18 protein-coding genes and 1 pseudogene are annotated in these 24,796 nt (G+C 54.3%); 10 read left to right on the top strand and 9 right to left on the bottom strand.

The window, feature by feature from the left end:
* Positions 1 to 124 precede the first annotated feature (124 nt).
* Entirely contained in the window at positions 125 to 925 is an 801-nt protein-coding gene (gene hisF / locus AC2IAX_RS16130) for an imidazole glycerol phosphate synthase subunit HisF (protein WP_494388366.1), read from the top strand.
* Positions 926 to 1,020: 95 nt separating this feature from the next.
* Positions 1,021 to 1,203: pseudogene (locus tag AC2IAX_RS16125) on the top strand (hypothetical protein); the annotation flags it as partial.
* 499 nt (positions 1,204 to 1,702) lie between these two features.
* Here the strand turns inward: AC2IAX_RS16125 and AC2IAX_RS16120 are convergent.
* The 4 genes from AC2IAX_RS16120 to rpaB all read right to left on the bottom strand — a co-directional run bounded on the left by AC2IAX_RS16120 (position 1,703) and on the right by rpaB (position 7,698).
* Positions 1,703 to 3,964, bottom strand: a complete 2,262-nt coding sequence (locus AC2IAX_RS16120; protein WP_494388365.1) for a glycoside hydrolase family 57 protein — start codon at positions 3,962 to 3,964, stop codon at positions 1,703 to 1,705.
* Positions 3,965 to 4,277: 313 nt separating this feature from the next.
* Complete coding sequence (locus AC2IAX_RS16115; RefSeq protein ID WP_494388364.1) at positions 4,278 to 4,934, bottom strand: DUF3386 domain-containing protein; 657 nt, start codon at positions 4,932 to 4,934, stop codon at positions 4,278 to 4,280.
* A 375-nt stretch (positions 4,935 to 5,309) separates the two neighbouring features.
* Positions 5,310 to 6,683: a glutathione-disulfide reductase gene (gor, locus tag AC2IAX_RS16110; RefSeq protein WP_494388363.1), complete on the bottom strand. Its 1,374-nt coding sequence runs from the start codon at positions 6,681 to 6,683 to the stop codon at positions 5,310 to 5,312.
* Between the two features lie 241 nt (positions 6,684 to 6,924).
* Positions 6,925 to 7,698, bottom strand: a complete 774-nt coding sequence (gene rpaB, locus AC2IAX_RS16105; RefSeq protein ID WP_494390419.1) for a response regulator transcription factor RpaB — start codon at positions 7,696 to 7,698, stop codon at positions 6,925 to 6,927.
* 734 nt (positions 7,699 to 8,432) lie between these two features.
* Here rpaB and AC2IAX_RS16100 point away from each other — a divergent pair.
* Positions 8,433 to 8,783, top strand: coding sequence for a histidine triad nucleotide-binding protein (locus tag AC2IAX_RS16100; RefSeq protein ID WP_190525925.1), 351 nt, complete (start codon positions 8,433 to 8,435; stop codon positions 8,781 to 8,783).
* A 75-nt stretch (positions 8,784 to 8,858) separates the two neighbouring features.
* Here AC2IAX_RS16100 and gloA read toward each other — a convergent pair whose 3' ends face one another.
* The 5 genes from gloA to AC2IAX_RS16075 all read right to left on the bottom strand — a co-directional run bounded on the left by gloA (position 8,859) and on the right by AC2IAX_RS16075 (position 16,910).
* The gene (gene gloA, locus AC2IAX_RS16095; RefSeq protein WP_099533404.1) at positions 8,859 to 9,287 is read right to left on the bottom strand and encodes a lactoylglutathione lyase; all 429 of its coding nucleotides are present in this window, start codon (positions 9,285 to 9,287) and stop codon (positions 8,859 to 8,861) included.
* 320 nt (positions 9,288 to 9,607) lie between these two features.
* The gene (locus AC2IAX_RS16090) at positions 9,608 to 11,632 is read right to left on the bottom strand and encodes a LysM peptidoglycan-binding domain-containing M23 family metallopeptidase (RefSeq protein ID WP_494388362.1); all 2,025 of its coding nucleotides are present in this window, start codon (positions 11,630 to 11,632) and stop codon (positions 9,608 to 9,610) included.
* 1,091 nt (positions 11,633 to 12,723) lie between these two features.
* Positions 12,724 to 13,188, bottom strand: coding sequence for a tRNA (cytidine(34)-2'-O)-methyltransferase (locus AC2IAX_RS16085; RefSeq protein ID WP_494388361.1), 465 nt, complete (start codon positions 13,186 to 13,188; stop codon positions 12,724 to 12,726).
* Between the two features lie 565 nt (positions 13,189 to 13,753).
* Positions 13,754 to 16,240 carry an ATP-dependent DNA helicase RecG gene (gene recG / locus AC2IAX_RS16080; protein WP_494390418.1) on the bottom strand — a complete coding sequence of 829 codons (2,487 nt, stop codon included), beginning with the start codon at positions 16,238 to 16,240 and terminating at the stop codon, positions 13,754 to 13,756.
* Between the two features lie 73 nt (positions 16,241 to 16,313).
* A complete protein-coding gene (locus tag AC2IAX_RS16075; RefSeq protein ID WP_494388360.1) occupies positions 16,314 to 16,910 on the bottom strand; it encodes a hypothetical protein in 597 nt (198 codons plus the stop codon).
* A gap of 401 nt (positions 16,911 to 17,311) precedes the next feature.
* Between AC2IAX_RS16075 and AC2IAX_RS16070 the strand changes: the two genes are divergently transcribed.
* The 7 genes from AC2IAX_RS16070 to AC2IAX_RS16040 all read left to right on the top strand — a co-directional run bounded on the left by AC2IAX_RS16070 (position 17,312) and on the right by AC2IAX_RS16040 (position 24,688).
* Positions 17,312 to 18,379 (top strand): aromatic ring-hydroxylating dioxygenase subunit alpha, encoded by a 1,068-nt coding sequence (locus AC2IAX_RS16070; RefSeq protein WP_494388359.1) that lies wholly within the window; start codon positions 17,312 to 17,314, stop codon positions 18,377 to 18,379.
* A gap of 261 nt (positions 18,380 to 18,640) precedes the next feature.
* A complete protein-coding gene (locus AC2IAX_RS16065; protein ID WP_494388358.1) occupies positions 18,641 to 19,567 on the top strand; it encodes a LysR family transcriptional regulator in 927 nt (308 codons plus the stop codon).
* Positions 19,568 to 19,622: 55 nt separating this feature from the next.
* Positions 19,623 to 20,006 (top strand): hypothetical protein, encoded by a 384-nt coding sequence (locus tag AC2IAX_RS16060; protein WP_494388357.1) that lies wholly within the window; start codon positions 19,623 to 19,625, stop codon positions 20,004 to 20,006.
* A 740-nt stretch (positions 20,007 to 20,746) separates the two neighbouring features.
* Positions 20,747 to 21,925: a PEP-CTERM sorting domain-containing protein gene (locus AC2IAX_RS16055; RefSeq protein WP_494388356.1), complete on the top strand. Its 1,179-nt coding sequence runs from the start codon at positions 20,747 to 20,749 to the stop codon at positions 21,923 to 21,925.
* A 170-nt stretch (positions 21,926 to 22,095) separates the two neighbouring features.
* Positions 22,096 to 22,731, top strand: coding sequence for a Uma2 family endonuclease (locus AC2IAX_RS16050; protein ID WP_494388355.1), 636 nt, complete (start codon positions 22,096 to 22,098; stop codon positions 22,729 to 22,731).
* Positions 22,732 to 22,824: 93 nt separating this feature from the next.
* Positions 22,825 to 23,442 (top strand): Uma2 family endonuclease, encoded by a 618-nt coding sequence (locus AC2IAX_RS16045; protein ID WP_494388354.1) that lies wholly within the window; start codon positions 22,825 to 22,827, stop codon positions 23,440 to 23,442.
* Positions 23,443 to 23,767: 325 nt separating this feature from the next.
* Positions 23,768 to 24,688 (top strand): PEP-CTERM sorting domain-containing protein, encoded by a 921-nt coding sequence (locus tag AC2IAX_RS16040; protein WP_494388353.1) that lies wholly within the window; start codon positions 23,768 to 23,770, stop codon positions 24,686 to 24,688.
* The last annotated feature ends 108 nt before the right edge of the window (positions 24,689 to 24,796 follow it).

The raw sequence follows: 24,796 nt of genomic DNA, 5'->3' as shown, positions 1-24,796 counted from the left end.
CCTCTAATTTATTTGTATTATTTATATTGACGCATCTGCTCAGACCACCGGGGCCAAGGTTCATCGCGATCGCGTAGTTTGATCTGTGGCTATTCACGGCTGTTCACCTTCACTCCTCCACCCTATGCTCGCCAAACGGATCGTTCCCTGCCTCGATGTCAAAGCCGGTCGCGTCGTCAAGGGCGTGAACTTTGTGAATCTGCAAGATGCGGGCGATCCGGTGGAGCTGGCCAGGGCCTACGATCGCGCCGGGGCCGATGAACTGGTGTTTTTGGACATCACGGCCACCCACGAAGATCGCGGGATTATTTTTGATGTGGTCTATGAAACCGCCGAGCAGGTGTTCATTCCCCTGACCGTGGGCGGCGGGATCAGCGACTTAGAAACGATTAAAAAACTGTTACGGGCCGGAGCCGACAAAATTAGCATCAACTCATCAGCGGTGCGGGATCCGGACTTGATCGATCGCGCCAGTGCCCGGTTTGGCAACCAATGCATTGTGGTGGCGATCGATGCCCGCCGCCGCCCCGGAACCGGCGAAAATAGTGTGCCCAGCGCATGGGATGTCTATGTGCGCGGCGGTCGGGAAAATACAGGTTTGGATGCGATCGCCTGGGCCGAAGAGGTGGTGCGGCGCGGCGCGGGGGAATTGCTGGTGACCAGCATGGATGCGGACGGAACCCAGGCGGGCTATGACCTGGAGCTGACCCGAACAATCGCCGATCGCGTGGCCGTGCCGGTGATTGCCTCCGGGGGCGCGGGCAACTGTCAACATATCCGCGAAGCTCTGACCGAAGGCAAGGCCGAGGCCGCCCTGCTAGCTTCTTTGTTACATTACGGTCAACTCAGCATTGACGAGATTAAGACCGATTTGCAGCAAGCGGGCTTGCCAGTGCGTCACACGGGGGCGATCGCGACTCTGTAGAAAACCTTAGGAAACGATAAATTGCTGGCAGATTGTCAAGATTTCCTTTACAATACGTAAAAACACACTCATAAATCTTGATCTGCACTCTGTCCATGGTTGTCGTTCTGCTGCTGGCGATCGCCCTAGTAGCTTGGTCATTGCACCTGATGCAACAGGCCCTCAGCAACAAGGAGTTTTCGCTGATGCTGGCCGGAACCCTCGTTGCTTCAGCAGCGGCAGCCCTGGTGGTGGTCTACTTCCTGGGCAACAGTTCGCTGCGCTACTTGCTCTCGGTCGATCGCAATGCCTATGCCACCTATAACGTGCCCGTCACCGCTAGCGATCCTTTAGCCGGGATGCGCCAATCCGCCATCCTCGCCGATTGGGATCGATTGGTGGAGCCTCTGCAATAGCAGGATGGTTCCGCCGGTTCCCTGTTTTTTGCACCCCCAGTGATTGATCATCAAAACCGACCCGCAATTCAGTTGCATTCAAACAAACGAAATCGGCTAGACCTGAGGCAATACAACCGGTCTAGCCGATTTTGTTTCGAGCTTTGGGGGTTTGAGCTTCTCGAAATGGGGCTTCAGTCCCATTGTTTGCGGATCGGGGGCACTGACCAGGCGATCGCCTCAGGCAAGGATATGTTTCTAGGGCCTGTCGTCAAATTGCCTGAAACCCTGATTCCACCGTGGGCAGATCGTGGGGGGCAAGGGGCTTAAGCCCCTTGTCTGGGATGGTTAGCGTATGACAGATCAACCGTTTTTACTGGATCCCAGGAAATGACGACAGACCCTAGGGCACGCCCATTTGAATCAAATCCTCGCCGGGTAACACTTCGCTAAATTCACCTCGATGGGCCACAAACAGGGCCAAACGCAGCCCCCAATCTGGCTCGACGGGCAAATCATCCCAAGGAACCGCCAGCTCCAAACAGCTATCCACGGCGAAGCGGGCGCGGCTGGGTCGGGCCCGCCAGGTGTCGAATTCCGCCGCTTCCGAGAACCAAAGAGTTTTGGTGGGCAACTTTAGGCCGATGTGATGGCGATAGTGGTAGTTGGCCGGGGCCAAATCGGGCAATTGCTCCAGGGGCACAGGACTGTTGTGGGCGGGGCGATCGGGATAGAACCAGCACAGGTGAATTTCATCGGGCTGTTTGCCGGTTTGGAAATCCAGCCGGACATAAAAGTGATGGTGATCCACTCCGTACCAAATGGTTTGAATCGGGCTGGATTGGTGCATCGTGCCCCGGGAACCACCCACCGCAATCCGGCCCGCTTGGTTCCAGTCTTGATCATCGCCACAGCCGTCAATGATCGGGTGAATGAAGTTTTGGGGGGTGCGATCGCCCGTGGCTTCATGGACTTCCACCGGCTCCAATAATTCCGGGGGAATGGGTTCGTTCAGGGCTTGGTAAATGGCGCACAGGTGCTCCCGAAACAGGCGATCAAAAATGGCATCTTGATTCGACGAGTGGCCAAACCCAAACCACCAAAACCAATCGGAACCCTCCGCCGCATAGAGCGCTTCCCAGGCGGCCGGATTGGTGGTTTCGGTGGCTTCCGGGTGGCGAGCCAGGGCTTCGCGGGCCGCCGTCAGCAAATCCCAGGCGCGGTTTTTGGCCGGGTCACCAATCCAGGTGGAAAAGGAGCCATCCACCCAAGAGCCACTGTGCAGGCGATCGACCGGCAGGGTTTCGCGGGGCGGGAACCGATCGAGATAATCACCCACGGTTACCAGCTCAATTTCAGGATGCTGGCTGAGGCGGCTGTAGAGCGCGTCCAAGAAGGGCATCCCGTCCCGATCGTAATATTCCCAGCAGTTTTCCCCATCCAGAGCAATGGTCACCAACCAAGGCTGCTCTAGGCTGGTGCGATCGTCCCCTTGGCGTTGCTTCAGTTGCCGAGTAATCGCTTCCAAGTGGCCAATCAAGTCTTGGGCAGCATGTTGGGGTTCCATCCCCGCATAGCTAAAGCCAATCAGATCCGAAAGGCGGTGGTCACGGAACACGATCGCCAAGTCTCCCTGATCCGTGGCCAGGCGATAGGGCTGGTAAAGATACTGTGGCTCCAGAACATTGCCAGATCCGTCGCGGTGGAAGAAATGCTCGATCGTCCAGCCCAACACCGCCTCATCGGAAATTAACCATTGGAAACCGGCCGCCGCCACATCGGGCAAAATCGCCGGACTCACGGACTGCTCCGAAGGCCACAGCCCCCGAGGCAAACAGCCAAACCGCTCGTGATACATGGCTTTGGCCCGTTCCAGATGCCGGGGAATATCTTCCGCCCACTGAAACCGGCTCGCGGGCAGTTGCATTTGGGGAATGGCCACCCGGCCCGCATCCGTATCGGCCAACAGGGGCAAAATGGGATGGGTGTAGGGCGTGGTGGTCACTTCCAACTGGCCCGACTCCTGCATCGATCGGTGCTTGGGAATAATTTGCGCCAAAATTTCCCGTTGCTTATCCCAAATTTCTTGGCGATCGGTGAGCGAAAAATCCTTGCCCCGTTCTAACCAACCGGCAATTTTTGGATCATCCCAAAACAACGGATCAATCCAAGCCAGGTTATGCCAAGCCAACAGATCTCCAAAATCCTCGGGTTTCCAATGGTCTAAACACCAAGGAATTCCCAAATCATTTCGTTGTTCAAACAATTGGCAATAGCGAGGATGGGGATCCACCAAGGTGCGGTGGTTGCCATCAAAAAAATGCTCCAGCACAAAGCGCTTTTGTGTCGGTTGCAGTTGTTCAGCAGGGGTGAGCGCCAGGGCCAAGTAGGGGTCGATCGCCCGGCCCGCCACATAATCTTCAATTTGCAAGATCAGAGAAGGAACCAAGTTCACGGTTTGACGCAACCGGGGGAACCGTTCCAACATCAAAATCAAATCGAGATAGTCCTTGGTGCCATGCAATCGCACCCAAGGCAATCGATATTGCGCTTCTTCTGACTGTTGGGGCACGTCTGCCAAGGCTATTTCGGCCAGGTTGCCACGGCTTTTGTAGAGGGGCTGGTGTTGATGCCAAACAAAGGCAACGTGCAGCGGGTAAGGCATAGGGGGCGATCGAACCAATCTTTCTCCCATTCTAGGCGCGAGGTCAATTCCCGGAGCAATGGTTGAGGGCCCTTGTACTGAATTCCTGATGCGATTCACAACAAAAAAGCGGGCGGAAAAATTCCACCCGCATTGTTAGCCAATGGTCTACTAATTGCTAGTAATTGCTAGTCAATTGTTGGTCATGAACCAACCAATTATCAGCAAGCGATTAGCAAGGGGTCAGCCAATTTCAAGTAATGCGCTGGCAATTACTGCCAAATGACTGATAACCGGCATTAACAAGGAATCATCAGACGGAAGTTTACCTGATTTATCCTTGCAATTTCAGATTAGAAAACGTCATCGTGGTGACGATTTCTTGGTCTCCTTCCTTGACCCGAATGGTTTGAGAACTCATCAAAACGTAGTTGCCAACCCGCTCATGGGTGTCTTCATAGCGCACCTGCTTCACCAGTTGGTTTTCCGGCAGCTTATAGCAATTGGCATCGGTCAAGGTGGGCAAATAGCCTTCACCGGTATCCATCGTTGTTTGGGTGTCAATGATGAATTTCATGGGGCCCACGGGACGCTCCACATGGCAAATTTCCCGATCGCGCACTTTGTAGCTGGATCCCATGGATTTCCCAGTAACCAACACTTCCACTGCGCCCGTTTCGTCAGTGGCTCCTAAGGTAAATTCGTTTTGGCCGTGGGCCTTGTCGAAGCTGCTGCGCTGACGATGGGTGACAATATCGCGCAGTTGATGTTCCAACGTTTTCAACACTTCGGGATGGTCAATGCCGGTGACGCTGACGCTGAAATCGGCCGCGATCGCCACGGATCCCCGATAGCTTTCTTCCCCTTGACGCAATTCCACATCGGCGGTGTAACCCGGAAAGTTAGCATCCCAGGTATAGCGATTTTCGTAGGCGGCCCGGAACAAGTCCCGAGCGTTGGTTTCTTGGGCGCGATCTTGAGCGAGGGTCATAGCGATCCAGAGTTAGGGTGTTTGGAAGGTGGTGATTGGAAACCGATCGGGAACCAGCCACGAATCAATTACCAAATCATTGATCAGTCGCCAATGAGTGGCTAACCAATTGATGATGAATTGATCCTGGGTTGATCATGATTGCGTTGATCGTGATCTTGATCATGAACGAATTGCAAACCAATTGCAAATTAACTGCAAATTAACTGCAAACCAACAGCGAAATAATTGGCCATAAGCTGCCGATTGTTCATGAATAAATCAAGCACGATCAACTCATGGATGAATTGATCATCGATACATCGCACATCAATCATGAGTTGCGCATGAATCCATGATCCATTAATCGGGAATGGGGCGATCGCCCTGGGCAATCTATCGCAGGGTCACGAACTCTTCAGCGGTGGAAGGATGAATGGCCATGGTGCGATCGAAGTCGGCCTTCGTTGCCCCCATCACCACAGGAATAGCCATGCCTTGGATAATTTCCGCCGCATCTTTACCCACCATATGCACCCCTAAAATTCGCTCGTCTTCACCTTCCACCACCAGTTTGACCAACACCTTTTCGGTGCAGTCGGTCAGGCTGTAGATCATTGGGCGGAAGCGGGCCCGGTAGATTTTCACCCGATCGCCATAAACAGCGCGGGCTTCCTCTTCGGTCATGCCCACGGTGGCGGCTTCCGGTTGCGAAAACACGGCGGAGGGAATATTGCGATGGCTGATAGTGCGGGGCTGGTGACCAAATACCGTGTCCGCAAAGGCGCGCCCTTCCGCGATCGCCACGGGGGTGAGATTAACCCGATCGGTGCAGTCGCCCACGGCGTAGATGTGGGGCTGGTTGGTGCAGTGGTCGGCCGTCACGGCGATCGCCCCATTCGCCACTGCCACCCCGGCACGATCGAGGTTCAGCGGCTCAATTTGAGGCTTGGGTTTGCGGCCCGTGGCACTCAGGATGGCATCGGCCATCAACTCATGGGCCACGCCGTCAGTTGTTTTGAACTGCATCCGCAGGCCGGCATCGGTTTTTTCAATTTGGAGGGTGGCGATATCGGCATGGGTATGTACAGCAATGCCTCGATCGACCATGGCTTGCTGGATTTGATCCCGAATGTCACTATCAAAGCCGCGCAGGATTCGATCGCCCCGCAACACTTGCGTCACCTCAGAGCCTAAGCCCTTCAGGATTCCGGCAAATTCCACGCCGATATAGCCCCCACCTAAGACCACAAACCGTTGGGGTCGCTCCTTCAGCAGGAACATCTCCCGAGAGGTGATCGTATGTTCAATGCCGGGCACATCTGGGCGCACGGCTTCGCCACCCACGGCAATCAGGATGTAGCGGGCGGTCACTTCGCGAGTGCCGCTGGGGCTAACGATTTCAATCCGGTGCTCATCCACAAATCGCCCCAGACCCGAAATCAGCTCTACGCCCGCTTTTTCCAGAAAACTGATGTGTAGTTTGTTAAGGCGCATCACTTCCGTCTGCACCGCATTGATCAGCTTAGGCCAGTCGTGCTCTGGCTCCACTGCTGACCAACCGTAGCCCGTGGCATCCTCGTACCAGTGGGCAAACTGGGATGCATAGACCATGAGCTTTTTGGGCACGCAACCGCGAATTACGCAAGTGCCGCCCACGAGGTCGCTTTCTGAGATCGCCACTTTTGCGCCATAGCTGGCGGCTCGCTTGGAAGCGGCCAGCCCGCCGGAGCCTGCACCAATAACGAAGAGGTCGTAGTCAAATGTCATGATGTTGCCTTCTGATCCAGCCGGAGCGATCGAGCTTGCCCCGCCCTTCGATCGTAGCAACCGACCTTGCAAACGGGCGCAATGGATTGCGATCGAGCTAGCAGCCCAGAAGGAGCAAGGCGATCAAAAGGCGATCAGAGCACGATCATGAAATGCCCTGACCCCGCGCCCTCGGCCGATTAACTATCGATTAACCATGGGTTGAGCAGATTCTTTTGCGCAGATCCCTTTGGGCGAATCCTTAAGCCCCGATCGCCTCAGAACTGTCGGCCATCCGAGGAGCCGCGTAGCCCGTGCCGCGCACCGTCAAGATAATCTCTGGGTTACGCGGATCGTCTTCCAGTTTCGATCGCAGCCGCGCCACATGCACGTCCACCACCCGCATGTCCGCTTGGATCCGAGGGGCATAACCCCAGAGAGTTTGCAGAATTTCGCCCCGGGGCACGGCTTCCCCATTGCGGCTAAACAGCAATTCCAACAGGCTGAATTCCGTATGGGTCAGACGAATTCGTCGATCGCTGCGATAAACCTGGCGCTTCCGGGTATCGACTCGCAGGGAACCAATTTGAATCGTGCCATTCCCGATCGGGGGCGGCGTGGTTTTGTCCTTCACCCGACGCAGCACACAGGCAATTCGCGCCTCTAATTCTTTAGGGGAAAAAGGTTTAGCTAAATAATCATCGGCTCCCATTTGTAAGCCAGTGATGCGATCGCCCACATCGCCCAAGGCCGTCAACATAATGATCGGCACATCGGAGTTTTGGCGCAGGGTTTGGCAAACGCCATAGCCGTCAATTTTCGGCATCATCACATCCAACACCACCAGATCGGGATCCTCGCGGTCAAATACCTCGAGGGCCTCCTCTCCATCCGCCGCCGACACGACTTCATACCCCGCCAGCGAAAGGCGCGTAGTCAGGATCATCCGCAATGCCGATTCATCATCGACAATCAGGATTTTGCCGCGCGATCGCCCTGATTCTGTGATCGTCTGCAAGGAATTTTCTGCCAACATTTTTGTTGATTTCATTTAAAAAGCTTGCAGTTATTCATCAACGTTGGCTACTGATTGGGCTGGTTATTTTGATTCATGAATTGTTTCAGAACAATTCGAGCAAAATCAGCCGATCGCAGCCGATTGATGAACACTTCAGCAATCAACGGAGAAGGGGTTTCGACGGTTGAATGGTGTCATTCAGTCGCCAAAGGGAAATTAAGAAACGTGAATGCACGTCTGTCAAATGCGGTGCGGTCTGAACGCAATCGCCCTTCAACCCAATGGATTGACAAGTCACCAGTAACCGACGGTTTAGGGAATGGATCGCAACTAATTGAGATCAATTCCAGTCGGTTGTGTTGGCCAATAATGGGCCAAGGTGTTGATGGGCTAAGGATTCTCGCTCATCTAAATATTACCAGATGTAACGTTTTCGCCGCAAATCTTAAAGAAATCTGAGGATTAACCATAACGGTTGATTAATTGCCCCCCTTGATCCTGAGCCGTGAGCTTGGCTCGTCATCTCGGCTCGTGGCGGTAGCCAGCGCGATCGGTCTTTGGATCGATCCTGAAGCGCAGCCCAATGGTGGCCAGTGAATCGATCGAACCATCATCGAACCCACAGCAGAGTGCTAGAGTCTACTCGATCGCCCGGCCGGCGAGCGGTTCCCCGCACCAGGGCTGCTCGCACCCCCACGCTTTCATGTTCCCAATTTCTGCATTATTTCTGCGTTCCGAAGGAGCCTATTCCCATGACTGTCGGTGGCGACACCATTTTTGGCAAAATCATCCGCCGCGAAATTCCCGCCGCGATCGTGTATGAAGACGACCTGGCCTTGGCTTTTCGGGATGTGAATCCGCAAGCCCCCGTCCACCTGTTGGTGATTCCTAAAAAGCCGATCGAGAACCTGGCGGCGGCCACGGCGGAAGATCAAGCACTACTGGGGCATTTGATGCTTGTGATCCAAAAAGTTGCCCAACAGGAAGGCCTAGATCAGGGCTATCGTGTGGTGGCCAACACAGGCGAAGATGGCGGACAAACGGTTTTTCATCTGCACTTCCATGTGCTGGGCGGACGATCACTCGCCTGGCCGCCGGGTTGATGGACTGCTAGACACCTCCCGATCGGGGCCCAAATCCTTTCAACGGGCCCCGCGCTCCGCCTGAACCACCCACACTTAAGAAGCCGCCGTTGCTAGGGATGGAGATGGGGCAGCATCCTGATTTTTGAGTTGAATGAGTTCCACCTTGTAGCCGTCTGGATCCTCCACGAAGGCAATCACCGTCGAGCCATGTTTCATGGGGCCGGGGGCGCGGGTCACTCGCCCACCCCGGGTCGTGATTTCCTCGCAGGTGGCATAGATATCATCTACCCCCAGAGCAATGTGACCGTAGGCCGTCCCGAGTTCGTAGGACTCCACGCCCCAGTTGTGGGTTAGCTCAATGACGGCCGTTTCTGACTCGTCCCCATAGCCCACAAAGGCCAGCGTGAACTTGCCATCGGGATAATCCTTTTGGCGCAAGAGTTTCATCCCCAACACATTGCAATAGAAATCGAGCGATCGCTGCAAGTCGCCCACCCGCAGCATGGTGTGAAGTAGTCGCATGGTTCTCTCCCGCAAACGGTTCAATCTAACAAAGTCACTCGCAAGCAAAGTCACTCGCAAGCAAAGTCACTCGCAAGGTCAGCCTGATGCATGGCCCATTAGGGACAATGCTTTTAAGTTTAAACTCGAAAACTTCAACCGGTTCCCCAGAGGCATCTCCAGAGAGACCCACCCCAAACACCCCAAACACCCAAAATTAATTGCCAACTAAAAAATGCCACTAAAAATGCCCACTAAAAAACCCATGCCGGATGCAGCGATCGCGTCCAGCACGGGTTTAGTTTAGGGGAACCTAAGCAGGGATTGGAGCGTCAGTTAACCTAACGAGCCGCCCGTAGTCCACCGCTCGGCAAGAAGGCCATCGGGTTTACTGCGCCTTTGCCCGATGGGCGAATTTCAAAGTGCAGGTGGGGGCCAGTGCTGCGACCAGTGCTGCCCATTTCTGCAATCAGTTGACCTTGGCGGACGGTTTGGCCAGCCCGTACCAAAAGACGGCTGTTGTGGGCATAGCGAGTGAGGCTGCCATCCGGGTGGCGAATATCCACCTTGTTACCGTAGCCACCGCTGTCCCAACCGGAAGTTGCCACCACGCCATCAGCCGCAGCCACAACCGGTGTACCCACAGGGGCTGCAATATCAATGCCTCGGTGCATCCGGCCCCAGCGCCAGCCATAGCCGGAAGTCAGAATGCCTTGGCTCGGCCAGATGTAGCCGCGCATGGTCTGGGGTTGTGCGCCCGGTAGGTAAGCTGAAGGATCCGACAGGGGCGGCAGTTGCGGCGAAACACTGGCATTGAGCAGAGTTTGCACACGGGGATTACGAGCATTCAGCGGTTCGGAGGCGGCTGCAATCAGTTGGCTGCGACGCGGATCCGCCTCCGGCATCGGTTGGCTCAGGGCCAGCGGGCGATCGCTCAGGGGCGCAGAGGGAGGTTGCACAGCCACGGTTGCCGCTTGATTAGCCACGGTGCTGGCTTGGCTGGCGGCCACGGCGGTGGCAGCGGCCGGAGCCAACAGGCTGATGGCACCGCTGCGGCTTGATTCGCCGGTTTGGTTTTGGTAGCGAGCTTGCAGGGCCTGAATTTCAGCTCGCAGACCATCAATGTAGGGGCTATAGCGTGGGCTGGCTAGGTCGCTGTTTGCTGTTCCCTGTTGAAGGCGGCTGCTGGCGGTGGGCACATCGGCAGCACCGGCCAAGGATTGAGCGGTGGCCGCATGGCTCAGAAGATTGACAGCACCACCGCCAACTTCTTCCGTTGCAACCGTCCGAGCAGCCGCAGCACTCACGGGGACAGCCGGGCGATCGAGCCGCTGCGTGGGAACTGCAACGGCCGTGAGTCGATAATCAGCGGCGGTGGGGATGCTAACCACCAGGTCGTTGGCAGTGGGAGTGACCGCATCTGCAGAAGCACGCTCGGCCGTAGTCGCCGATTGCAGTGCAACGGTTTCTTCGGTGCGATCGGTCGTGGGAACCTCTGCTGATTCAGTGGTTGGTTGCGGCTCCAGGGCCAGCAGTTCGATCGCCTCAGTGGTGGAACCCAGCAGGTTTCCGGTATTCGCCGCCAGAGACTCCAAGGCTTGGCTCAATCGTTGGCTTTGGGCCTGCAAGCGATCGATGCTCCGGATGGCAGCAGCATCGGCCAGCAGGTCGATCGTGTTGGGCGAAGAAGGGGCTTCTGCGGCGGGAATTTCAGTCACAGCAGGACTGTTGGCGCTAGCCGACTCGGCAGCAGTGGCCGAAGCGTCAATCACAACGGACGCTTCCGGTGCAACCGCAGCCACTTCAACCTGGTTGTCCGGGAGGGCTGGAATTCGGCTGCGATCGAGGGTGATTGCTGTGGTCTGGCTGTCGGCTTCGCTTTCGCCATGGGCCAGGGAGGCGGAAAATTGCTCGGAATTCGCTTCAGCCGTTGTTTGACTCGTTTCGACGGTGGGCGCGCTCAAGGTCGCCGTTTCCACTTCGGCGGTGATTGGCTCGATCGCGCTAACAACGGTGCGTTGGGGAATGCTGCGGGCTGGAATGGTGAGTTGTTGACCAGCGCTCAGGACAGCATCAATCGACAGGTGGTTCGCCGCCGCCAGGGCTTCAGGCGCAACATCGTATTGACGGGCGATGGTCGCGATCGTGTCGTTGGCTTGAACCGTGTGGGTCTTGCTGGTGGCCGCCGCCACGGCTTGGCTACTGAGGGACGGAGCCTGGTTGGGTTCTGCCGCAATCGCGTGGTCGCCTTGGCGGGGCAACAGCAACCCTGTTGCACCCATTGAGATTGCCAACCCTAGCGTCGCGATCGAGGCGCGGGTCTTCCGACTAGTCTCCGTGGGAGCTTGTTGGTACTGTTCGGTCATCGCACGATGTGGATTGTTGGTCATTGGGGCGCTGGCAACTCAGCAGTCAGCAAGCCTTGGGCTGGTAAACCACAGAACTCGCCTCGACTCTGGTCGTGGGTGGGGTGCTCAATCGTTGATTGCCCATTGGACTGCGATTGAATCAGCCTTGCCGTCCCAAGCGCCTTGGATGGCTAGATCACCGCTCAGGTGCGACGCGGCGGCCAGCGATAAGCTCGGTTAGACCGGGGTCTTAATACGAGTTAAGGCTTAGGCAAGACTACCCTGCTTTTGTGGTTTAGGCAAGTTTAACCAGATTGGCAACTGATTTGTGACAGTTTCGGTATTTGTTTTCTTGATGAATATTGCGCCTTTCGGTGATGTTTTGCCGTTCAGGATTGCACTCCTTATTTGATCATCGTTTTTCCAAAATTCTTTCTCCAAAAGACTTTCAGGCGTTCAAGTCATTGACAACGAGTATCGGATTACCTCCCTTTCAAGACTTAGCCGACAGGTCAGGATCACCGTAATTCTACGCTGTGTCTTGGATTGCCTAGTCAAGATTTCCAAGGGGGGAATATGTCGTTTTAGAGCCTGATGAATTAAAAAAAATGTAAAATTCGCTGCAAAATTCGGACGATTGATCGATAGGATTTTCTTATTAATCAATCGTCCAATCGCCCCCTGTGGGGCACGAAAGCCCCGTTACGCCGATCGCCCCTGAGCTTTAGAGGGCTGATTAGACCTGAGCAATCACGGCCCAGCAATTGCCAGGTGGCGATCACTGGGCGATCGGGAGCCAAAACACGCCCTCAGCAACTCCATCGGCCCCTGACGGGCGATCACCACCGATTCCAGCTCCCCCAGACCGCTGAATCCAGCAACAGGCTACCCATCGGTTGCGATCGGCCCTGTCAAAAATGGACAGCATGGGCAAATTCCAGGCGATCGCTATTCCGTTACTCCCTTGATGCTCAGGTGCTGATGCGACCTCAACGGATTCAGCCTCGCCCCATTCAAATTTGGTCTTTTGGTCGATTACCTGGTCTATTGATTTGGCCCATATGAGACCTCAATCCATGCATTCGCAACGCCTGTACCCACAACAGGACTTACCCCAATAATCCCAACTGCCGCCGAGCCTCAAACAGCCCGATCGCGGTGCTTGACGATAGATTCAGGCTACGGACACCCGCACAGTCCATGGGAATGCGAGCAATCAGGTCGCAAGTTTCCAGCACCGAAGTCGGCAACCCCTCCGTTTCGCTGCCAAACAGCAGCCAATCCGTCGGGGCATAGGCGATGTGGTGATAGGACGTGCTGCCACCGCTGGAAAATCCAATCAGCCGTCCCCCGATCGGGCGGTGAAATTCGGCAAAGGTCGGCCAATCGGCATGATAGCGAAGCTTGACAAACGGCCAGTAGTCCAGTCCAGCCCGTTTGAGGTAGCGATCGGTAATTTCAAAGCCCAAAGGGCCCACCAGGTGCAGTTCCGTACCAGTGGCAGCGCAGGTACGGGCAATATTGCCCGTATTGGGCGGAATTTGAGGATTAACCAGCACAATTTGGGGTTGCATGGAATTTTTTGGCAACTGAGGAACTGAGACAACGGTATTTCAGGGAAATTCACCCCAAACCGCTCAATTGAGATCGTCAAACGAACCAGGATTTTTCACCCTGATTCGCCTGCTCCGGGAGGCTGACAACTATAGATTTTTTTAATCACTGACCGGGAATCTCGATTGATTATCAAAAATAATTTAAAATCCGTCAAACATCACAATTACCAATCATTAATCGCGATTGAAAAACATAATCAATCGTGAATCGATCGCGATCGCTCCTCAGAAGGCCCCCAGGGAACCTCCCCAGGCAAACAGCGGCCCGGCCACCCCTGTGATTCCCATCCAATCCCGATTGGATCAGGCCCCCAGTCCACTACTGCGAACTTCGATCAGCGATCGGGTCGCCGATCAGGCCCAACAGTTGTGTTCAACAATACATATATATGGATGTGTACAGAGGTGCCGACAAACAAGCCGCACTGTCCCACAGCGATCCACAGCGCCTGGCATGATTCGGTATCGTGAAAGGTTGGGCTTTGATCGGTGGGGCGCACTTTGATCGCCGCCGCCAATTTGCCTAGGTCAAAATCATACCCCCCAACAGCTTGCGATACCGATAGCCCAGTTCGGCGGCAATTCGAGGATGGTTGGCCAAATCTGGGTCGGTGTGGATCAAATCCTCAGCGGCCGATCGAGCCAGGTTCAACACATCGCGATCGTCCACCAAGCTGGCCAGGGCAAAATCCGGCAACCCCGATTGGCGCGTGCCCAACACTTCACCGGGGCCACGAAACCGCATATCCATCTCTGAAATAAAAAAGCCATCCTGAGATTGGGCCAACACCTCCAGCCGCTGGCTGGCTTCCGGGCTTTTGCTGGTGTTCATCAACAAACAAAAGGACTGGGCCGCCCCCCGCCCCACCCGACCACGCAACTGGTGTAACTGAGACAAACCGAAGCGTTCCGCATGTTCAATCACCATCACCGTGGCGTTGGGCACATCCACCCCCACTTCAATCACCGTGGTGGACACCAAAATCTGGGTTTGGTTTTGCCGAAATTGCTCGATCGCCCGGTCTTTATCCGCCGAACTCATGCGCCCATGGAGCAAACCCACCTGAAACTCCGGAAACACCACCTCAGAGAGGTATTGATATTCCTCAATCGCGGATTTCAAATCGAGCTTTTCTGACTCCTCCACCAGCGGCAACACCACGTAAACCTGGCGACCTTGGGCAATTTCTCGGCGGATCAGGTCATGGGCCGCCGGGCGATCGCCCGATCGCAACACCGTGGTTTGAATCGCCTGCCGGCCGGGCGGCAACTCGTCAATTTGGCTCACATCCAAGTCCCCATGGATCGTCAGCGCCAAGGTGCGCGGAATCGGCGTAGCAGTCATGGTCAACACATGGGGCTGAAATCCCTTTTGTTGCAGCTTGGCCCGCTGTTGCACCCCGAATCGGTGCTGCTCATCAATCACCGCCAAGCCCAAACGGGAAAATTCCACCTTGTCTTGGATCAGGGCATGGGTTCCCACCAACAGGGGCAACTCCCCCGTTTGCAATTGGGCATGGATGGCTCGCCGTTTTTTGGCCCCCGTGGAACCCGTCAGCAATTCCACGGGCAAATGCAACAGGTTAAACCAACCCACAATTTTTCGGTAATGTTGCTCCGCCAGCACTTCCGTGGGAGCCATCAGGGCCGCTTGGTAGCCCGCCTGGATGGCCGCCAGGATGGTGATCACGGCCACGACGGTTTTTCCAGATCCCACATCCCCTTGCACCAGACGGTTCATGGGGGTAGGCCGTTGTAAGTCTTCCAGAATTTCGCCCACCACACGCTTTTGGGCCCCGGTCAGCTCAAAGGGCAACACCTGATGAAATTGGTCAATCAGAGGGCCAGTGGTGGCCAAGACCACACTGGTTTCCTGGCGCTTTTGTTGCGATCGCCGCTGGAGCAATCCCAACTGGAGGTAGAAAAATTCATCGAAAATCAACCGTCGCCGGGCTGCCGCCAACTGATCATCGTCGGCGGGAAAATGCACTTGGGCGATCGCGTCGGCAATTTTGATCAGGTTGTAGCGTTCACGAAAGTCGCGGGGCAGGGCTTCCGGTACTTGGCTGGCGGCGGGCAACACGGCCAAGACCGATCGCCGCACCAAATCCGCCGTCACTCCTTCGGTCAGGGAATAGACCGGCACAACCCGCCCCACCGTCAAGGAGGCGATCGTCCCGTCGGCGCTGTCGATTACTTCCAGATCAGGGTTGTCGAGCGTAATGCCATATTTATCCTGCTTCACCAGGCCGGACGCGGCCACCAGCGTGCCTGAGGAATAGAGACTTTGTTGGCTCTTTTGCCAGGCGATCGAACTAAAGCGGGTTCCTGCAAAAAACTTGCTAATTCGCACTTGGCCCGTGCGATCGCGCAGAATCAGTTCAAAAATCGTCAGTTTCGAGTTTTTGGGACTGGTGAAGCAGTTACAACGCTTGACCGTTCCCACAATTGTCACCGTTTCGCCCCCTTCCAAGTCGCGGATATTTACCTGGCGAGCGTAATCGATATAGTCACGAGGGTAATGGCACAGCAAATCCTGCACCGTCAACAGGCCCAACTTGGCCAGCCGCCCCCCCGATCGCGTCCCGATCGATCGCACCTGCGACAGGGGTAGATCCAACGTCAGCGATCGCGTGCTGACCGCCGGTTGAAGTTGGTTCAAATCCTTGGTTTTTGGGCGCTTGGGCGATCGGGGGGCCGCCTCTGGAGCCGCAGCCTCGGCGATCGCCCCCTCACAGGCCCGCTGCACCTGATGCAAAAACTGCCGCGTATTCACCACAATTCGCTTGCGTTGGGCCAAGTCCAAATTGGGATAGTCCGCAAACTGGGCCGCCGTTTCCCGCCACCGCCGTCGATCGCTCGCAGACAGTCCCTGGGGCGGCCGGCCAAATTGCAAACACAAAAATTCACTGAATCGATATTCCCGCCCAGCCAAATCCCCAAAGCCCCGTTCCGCTTCCACGGCCAGGGCCTTCTGCAAACGAATCCAGTCGGGTAGCTCAGACAAAATGACGGCTAGGGCGATCGAATATCTGTTGGCCGTCGTGCCAACGGTAGTTCCAACGAACGTATTTTGCGGGAAATTATTGGGGTTGAGAAGCGGGATACCAAATTTCCAGAGTCCCGGGAGGCTCCTTATCTAACAACTTGAGTAGAGGGATGAGTTGGATATCACTCCATGCGCCTTGGTTGACCAAACTCTTAATGCGTTTTGCTTTCACCATATCTTCTTCATAAAAAAATCGTACCTGAATTTCTGATTTGGGAAAATAATTCTGAACTTTCTCTGGCGGAACAACTCGATCTACAACCAAATTGCTCACCCGAGGAACCGATGCCCCATCATCCCTTAACTTGCTCATGAGCGCCGTTGCATCATTGCGCTGCTTCTCTGAGGAAATATGAATATAAATGGTGCTATTAATCAACGACTCTTTGGATCCATGATTGATCGTAGCGATCGCAGGAGCTGGTGTTACGTCAACGCTGGCTTTCACTGAGGGTGTGGGAGATGGCGTGGCAGCACTTCGATCTCCAAAGAGCTTATCCCAATTGCCTACAATCGAAGTAATGACGATGCCCAGGAATGTGATCATTGCTAAAACAACCTGAGTTAGCAATCCCCATTTTTCATTGCTGCTACTCATAACACCTCCGTCCAGAAATTGAATAATTTCCATGAATTGGGCATTTTTAAAACCAAATTAAGCGAGATTTTTAAAATAAAATTATGTTTTTCTCAATTCATCAAATTAAGTTTTGATCGAAAACAAGTATCATTCTTATCTTGAATTAATTTCATTTGAGAATCATTTATCATTATAGCCTTGACCAACAGTACAGACATTGCCGTTTAACAAAAATATCTGAAAGTCAATTGATTTTATTTGATTTTTGAAATTTGATTTTTGAAATTTGATCGGAACTTTCAAAACCAAGCAATCTGTCCGATAGTTGCCACTCCCTTTCAAGAATGTGCCGATCGCTCTCTGATCGAAAATTTGGTCTTTCTTGATGGATTTGGTACGGTTGAAATTGTTGGCCAATCCACTAATCGTCTGTTTACTCGCTTGAGCTGCCTATGTCTCCTGAAACTGCCACCCCCGCGACTGTTCAACCGGCCAAGACAGTGCATCTGCGCGAAACCGGCATCAACCCTAACCATTGGTATGTGGTGGCGAGCGATCGGGAAGTGACTCGCCAGCCGCTGGGCGTGGAGCTTTGGGGGCGGGCAATTGTCCTTTACCGCGATACCCAAGGGCAAGTGCAAGCGATGGAGGATTGCTGTCCCCATCGGCTGGTGAAGTTGTCGGATGGGCGTGTGGTGGGCGATCACATCGAGTGCATGTACCACGGTTGGCAGTTCGACAGCGCTGGAGCCTGTGTGGATGTGCCTTACCTGGGAGATCACCAAAAGCTGCCCAGTTGCCGAATCCATACCTACCCGGTGCGAGAACTGGATGGGTTCATTTGGTTGTGGCCAGGGGAATTACAACCGGGGCAGGTGTTGCCAGAACCGATGGGGCTGCCGGAATGGAGCCACTTAAACTACATCGCTTCCATGGCCACGATCGACTGTCGGGGCCATTTTTCCTTCCTGATTGAAAACCTGATGGACATGTACCACGGGCATTTGCATCAGGACTACCAGGCTTGGGCTTCCGCGAAGTTGGAACAGCTCACCGAATCGCCCGATCGGGTCGATGCTCTCTACGAAGCCCAAAGCTACTACCGAATCGACAAAATTTGGGCGGTGGCGCAACTGTTTATCCCCGCCATGCGCCAACTGCACCCGGAGCCGCTCTCGGTGAGCTATGTCTATCCCCACTGGGCCTCTAGCTTGGGCCAAGAATTTAAAATCTATTGCCTGTTTTGTCCCGTTAGCGCCACCCGCACTCGGGCCTATTTGGTGCATTTCACCTCCCTTCATGCCTTTGGCCGGCTGCATCAGTTGCCGGTGGTGATCCGCCAGTGGGTGAAAGATCGGATGTTTAATGCGGCGGCCAAGTTGCTGGAAGGGTTGGTGGAGCAGGATGTGTTGATGATTGAGCAGGAGCAGCGATCGTTTGAGGCGGATCCCCACCGCAAGGGGCCAGAGCTGAATCCCGCGATCGCGGCCGTGCAGCGCCTCATTCGATCGCGGGGCTAATCAACAACCGCTGGGCTGGCCCATGAGTCATTAGGAGTGATTAGGGGTAATTAGGGGTAATTAGGGGTAATTAACCGACCGTTGATTAACCCATCATTCAAAAACAGCATGGGCCGGAGTCGCGCAATGTTCAGGGCGATCGCGCAAGGAAACGGGGAACTATGGCAAAGTTTCCTGGCTTAGGCCGCGATCGGGCCTTGATGCGGATTGTTTTCCCAACCTCCCCGATCGCGCCCTTGGGTTCCTTGCTTGCCCCAGCCCATGCGACTCGAACAGTTACAGGCCTTCCTTGCGATCGCGGATACCGGTGGTTTCCAGGCCGCCGCTAAGCGTTGCGGAGTCACACAATCCACCATCAGCCGCCAACTTCAGAGCCTGGAGTCTACCCTGGGGCTAAGCCTGATTCGCCGCAGCACCCCCATCCAACTCACCCTCGCCGGTAACCAACTATTGCCTCACGCCCGGCGCATGGTGCAGGAGTGGGACTTGGCGAATCGGGCGATCGCCAACCTGCGCGAAGGTCAACAACCGGAACTCTGCATCGCTGCCATCCACTCCGTTTGCGCCTACCGACTGCCTGCCATTTTGCAGGACTTTATCCAAACCTATCCCCAGGTGCAATTGCGGGTGACGGCCTTGGGCAGCGATCGATCACTCAAGGTATTGCGTGATGGGTTGGTGGATGTGGCCGTGGTCATGAATAACCGATTTTTGACCAATAACGCCGATTGGGTGGTGGATTCCCTTTATAAGGAACCCGTGGTGGCCCTCGTCAGCGCCTCCCATCCCCTCGCCAACCACGGGCCCGTTTCCTGGCTGGATCTGGGGGAATATCCCCACGTGGTGTTCAAGGATGGCTACGGAATGCAGCGGTTGGTGCAGGAACAGTTTGCCCGCGAGGGAATTACCCTGCGGGTTGCCTTGGAACTGAACACCCTCGATGCCTTTCGGGGGGTTGTCCGCCAGGGAAAATGTGTGGCCCTTTTGCCAGAGTCAGCCGTGCTGGAGGCAAAGGAAGATCCAGGCTTGCGAGTATTACCGCTGGCGGATCCGGCGATCGAGCGGGAAGTGGTATTGGTGACAACGCGCGATCGACTGCAATTACAACCGATCAGCTATTTCCGACAGTTGGTGCAAGCCACCCTCCATCAACAGGCCTTGCTCCCCAACCGCCCGTTGGCCAAGTGACCCGTGCTAGCCTACGGGAAACTGCTGTTTTCTGTCCCGATCGCCCTTGGCCACCATGGTTTTGTTCCCTTTCCAGCCTGTTGTGGGCGCAGTGTCTTCGGTTCCCAACGCGATCGGCCTGTGGATGGTCGTGGGCATTGATGGCCTCCTCTCGATCGGTCTCCTGTGGCTGGCTTGGCAACTGTGGCAACTACGGCGCACCCTGCGGAACACCGCCCAGGGCCTGGAATCCGCCGCCCGCAGCACCCATACCGTCCTGGGCAATGCGCCGCAAAACATCGCGATCGGCCAGCGCGGCATCTATGGATTTCGCCAGACCTACCGCACCTTTGAACCGGCCCTCGAAGCGAATCTTCAGAAAATCACCTGGGTGCTCTCCCTAATTCAACAATTCATAAAACTTCAATCTCGCATTAAGCGATCCACCCCCAAGCAATAGCCAACTCATGGTTTATCCGCGAACCTTCGCCGATCCGAGTTAAACCACCGGGGCGATCGGTCAATGTGACCGGTGATGTAACCAAAAATACCCGAGATTGGACATTAACATTACCCAATCACAGGCTCCTCAGTTTCTCTAGAGGTGCTAATTTTGCTGACTCAATGCCGCAAAACCCATTCTGAGACTAGAATTTTCAGCCTTTGCCTCAGCCCCTGCCGGTGACCTCGCAAAGCCTGTCGCAAGACCCAGGCTCGATCGATCTTTAAGCCACCAAACAGCACAGGATTATCTTTATCGATCGCCTCGTGCCAAATTTGTGCAATTTTGACTTTGATTTATTTAATCCAGTTTTTGATCCCGACAGTTTTTGTTTATAAGTCTTGTGATCTAATTATTTGATCACTTAAGGTTGTCATAATCACACATCCACAGACAGCTACTCCCTCCTGATGACAACGCCAAGCTAGGTTAACCCATGGGCTGATTGATTTTACTAGCTTAGTTCCTAGGATCCTCGGTCAAACATGGATGAAGACTGGATGCTTGCTAGTACGGGCGTTAACCATCATTGGGGACTAAAACCTGAACTGTGCTGTTTTCCCGAATCTGTAGCCCGTTGCTGACGTATAACGATCATTAGTAAGAAAAACCATACTAGTTGATCACCGTGAGTAAGATCGTTCCAGTTTAAATCAGCAACGGCCGCACACAAGGCAACCCCAAAAACGAGAACCCTCATGCAAAAGATCCACCTGAGTTTAGCGCCCCTACTCACAGGAGCCACTATCTGGGCATCGCTTGCGCCTAGCTCTTTGGCCGGCAGCATGATCACTGGCACTACACTTGGCACACCTGTAACCCCATCCACTGTCAATGTTTTTTTAGAACCAGAAGATCCCTTGGCTTTCCGTGTTGAAGTGGAAACCAAGGCCCCGTCAGAACTCGATGTCTTTTTGCTCAACGATTTATCTGGTTCCTTTGGTGATGACCTGCCGAATGTCAGGGCATCAGTACCCGGATTGGTCAGTGGTCTAAGTAGCATCTCCTCCAGCGTGCGTTTTGGATTGGGTTCGTTTGTGGATAAGCCAATCGCTCCATTCGGAGGTGCGCCGGGAGACTATGTTTACAAAACTGACCTAGCCCTTAGCAGCGATGGATCTGCACTACAAACTGCTGTGAACGGTCTATCCATTGGTTGGGGATCTGATGAACCTGAGTCGCAGCTAGAAGCGCTGTTCCAGGTTGCTTTACGGAGCAAATCAGAAATTGGGTTTCGTGACAGTGCTTTTAAAGCTGTGATCTTGCAGACGGATGCGAGTTATCACAAGGCTGGTGATGGCGCTAGCGTCGGCTTAATCCCTAACAATGGGGACGCGAATATCGACGCTAATGAGGACTATCCCTTTGTGGAGCAAGTTCGTAAGGCCTTGCTTGATTCAGGAATTGTCCCGATCTTTGCCGCTACAACGGACGTAACCTCGATTTACCAAGACTTAGTGAGTCAATTGGGTTTCGGTCAAGTTGTGACTCTGAGTGCAGACAGCTCAAACCTAGTTGATGCCGTCCAAACGGGTATCAAAAATGCACTGAGTGACGTGAAGCTGTTCGTTGAAAGCGACGACTATAACTACGTTCGTCAAGTCTCCAGTGATGTCTCGGGTGAAAAAGCTGGAACAGATCTTGATGTCCCTGCTGGAGATCGTGCGAAATTCGATGTTACGTTGCGTGATCTAGCTGCCGACGGTCGTGGTAAAGACGACACGCTCTATCTGACTGCCACGGGATATGGACGGACTACTGTTAACGTCAGTGTTCCATCTGAATCTGTGTCAGTACCTGAGCCGGGCACTATTCTGGGCTTAGGGCTATTTGCCCTAGGCGGTTTAGCCACCACTCGTCGTCAGCAAAAGCAGTAACCCTTGTCTGGATAGTACCTGCAAGACACAGGTAGAAGCGTCGCTTATTTCGATGCCCTATCTCCTATTTGCTGTATGGCAATGTAGAGGTAGGGCATTTGACATGATGACGGATCATCATCTCATCATCCAAAGTTAGCGACTGCACTAGCCGATCACCCCTAGCCGCCATGGTCGTCACCGTTCCCCTCAATCGGATTACCCTGCGTCCCGGCAGCGCGATCGCGATCGCCGATCTCGACTGGGCAGCCTTCCAGCGGATCGCCGCCGAACTGGGGGACGATCGCCACACCCGCTTGACCTACTACCAAGGACAACTCGAAATTGTGTCGCCCCTTGCTCGCCATGAGCGCCCCCACCGGCTGATTGGCTACCTCGTGACGGCGCTGCTCGATGCCCGCAATTTGGACTGGGAAGACTTTGGCTCAACCCGTTTTGAGCGCGAGAACCTGGCCGGATTGGAACCCGACACCTGTTTTTATGTGGCCAATGCCGATCGAGTGCGCGATTGCCAAGGGCGAGTAGACGTAGCCCAATACCCACCACCGGACTTGGCGATCGAAGCCGATGTGACTTCCAAAACCTCCCTCGCGGCCTATGCAGCCTTGGGTGTGCCGGAGGTTTGGATTTATGCCGATGGCTTGCTGAAGATTGTTGTGTTAGAGGCGGGACAGTACCAATTGCGCGATCGCGGTTTGCTGTTTCCCGATTTGGATCTACCGGCGATTGTGGCGGATCAACTCGCCAAGGCCCAGGCGCTCGGCAGCGCCCGCACGATTCGTGAGTTTCGCCAAAGTCTCCAGTAATCCTGCGGTTTTGTCCACTTGATGGGGGGAGCGATCACCCTTGCTAGACTGGGGTTTAGTTCCCCTGGCTTGCAGCGTTGCTCACCCTAGCTCATGGTTGCCCTGCCCGATCTCCTCTCCGTTGCGGATTACCTCGCCCTAGAAGCTATTAGCCCCACCAAGCATGAGTATTGGGATGGCTATTTGGTAGCCATGGCCGGGGCGAGCGATGCCCATGTGGCGATCGTGGGCAACCTATTTGCCGCGCTGTTGGGTCATATTGCGCCGCCTTGTCGGATCTATATGACTGATATGCGTCTGCAAATTGCTAATAAAAACCGCTATTTTTATCCCGATCTCTTGGTGACTTGCGACCCCAGAGATACGATCATTACGCCTGAAAATAATTACGCCAAACAGTTTCCAACATTAATTGTTGAAGTGCTGTCAGACACCACAGAACTACGCGATCGCGGTAGCAAGTTTTTTGACTATCAACAGATCGAAAGCCTCCAGGAATATGCCCTGATTAATACCAATTGTCAGCGCGTTGAATGCTTCCGTCGTAACCAGGAGGATGATTGGGTGCTGACTACCTACACACCCGATCGCGCCGATCGATTCCAACTCAAATCCATCGACTTTACGGGAACCCTGACGCAGCTTTATCGCAATGCGATCGCCCTGCCCAGTTCCCCAGCCTTTGATTCAGACCCACCCGATCGCCCTTAGTCGCCATCACCGTCACTATCTCCTATGACAGTTTTGTCCACTTGATGGGGGGAGCGATCGCCTTTGCTCAGCCCGCCAGCCCTCGCTCTTGCAACAATTAAAGGCTTTTATTAAAGATTGAATGAAGGATTGTCCGAAAAAAGGTTTTTAGTTGCTTAAGTTAAAGATTTTGTGAAAAGTAGACTCAAAAACGACTAATTTGGCGGATGTTTTTTAGGTTTTAATTGATACATCAAAGCTTATTTATCTCCAGCTCTATCGATATAATCAATGCAGGGTGACAGTCATTGAATTGTCTTCATCTTGATATTCCCCCCATAGATCTATGAAGCTTCTTAAAACGGCTCTGAGTTTGACTGCGATTGTCACCTCTTCAGTGGCCGCCTGCTTGGCAGTTTCTGCGCCAGCTCAAGCCTATCGAATGTTTTTAGGCGAAGATTTAAATTCAAACCCTTGGGTTCCAACCTCTAATCTCACCAACTCTCAGGCAGCAGAAGCCGCTTTTTTGTCAAATTTGACCGGTGTGGGTACTGAGACCTTTGAAGGTCAAATCACCGGCACTAACAATCTTCTGAATGTTTCATTTCCCGGAGCTGGAACGGCAACGCTCTCGGGAAATGGTCGCATTTCAAGTGTGCCCGTGGGCTGGACAAATGGCGTTGGTCGCTATGCCGTTTCTGGGACTCAATTTTGGGAAGTGGACGCTGGGGGGCACTTCACAATCAATTTCAGTCAGCAGGTGGGAGCTTTTGGGTTTTATGGGGTTGATATTGGTGATTTTGGCGGCCAATTAACCCTGACTTTGGCGGGCGCATCCACCACAAAACAGGTGACGGTTAATAACACGATCGGCTCGTCGGGCAGCACGGATGGTTCTGTGCTGTTCTTTGGCATTATTGCGGAAACGATGGAGGAGGCGTTCAGTAGTGTTTCCTTCAGCATGTCAACGGGTCAAGGTGATGTTTTTGCCTTTGACAACATGACGGTGGGCGGTCTGTCTCAGGTCAAAACTCCGGAGCCATCCCCCCAGCCCAGTCCTGAGCCGACTCCTGAACCCAGTCCTGAACCCACTGTGACTCCGGAACCCGGCCCTAGCCCAACCCCCAGCCCGTCAGCATCCCCTACGCCGCAACCCACACAGCCCACGGATCCGGCATCAGTGCCAGAGCCGGGATCGATCGGGGCCTTGTTCCTGGTGGGAGCCATGGGAGTCCTGGGTTTGGGTCGTCGTCGCCGCGCTGACTGATAGGTAAGCCAAAGCTGTACAACGGGATCGCCGATCGGGAAGATTGCAGGAAATCTAAAGAAGCACCTGCAAGAGATCGAGAGGAATCGGAGACAATGCCAAGCTGGA

This window comes from Limnothrix sp. HT2024, assembly GCF_059138625.1.
Note: the sequence above shows the minus strand (reverse complement) of the source record. Positions and strands in the feature narration are given on the sequence as shown.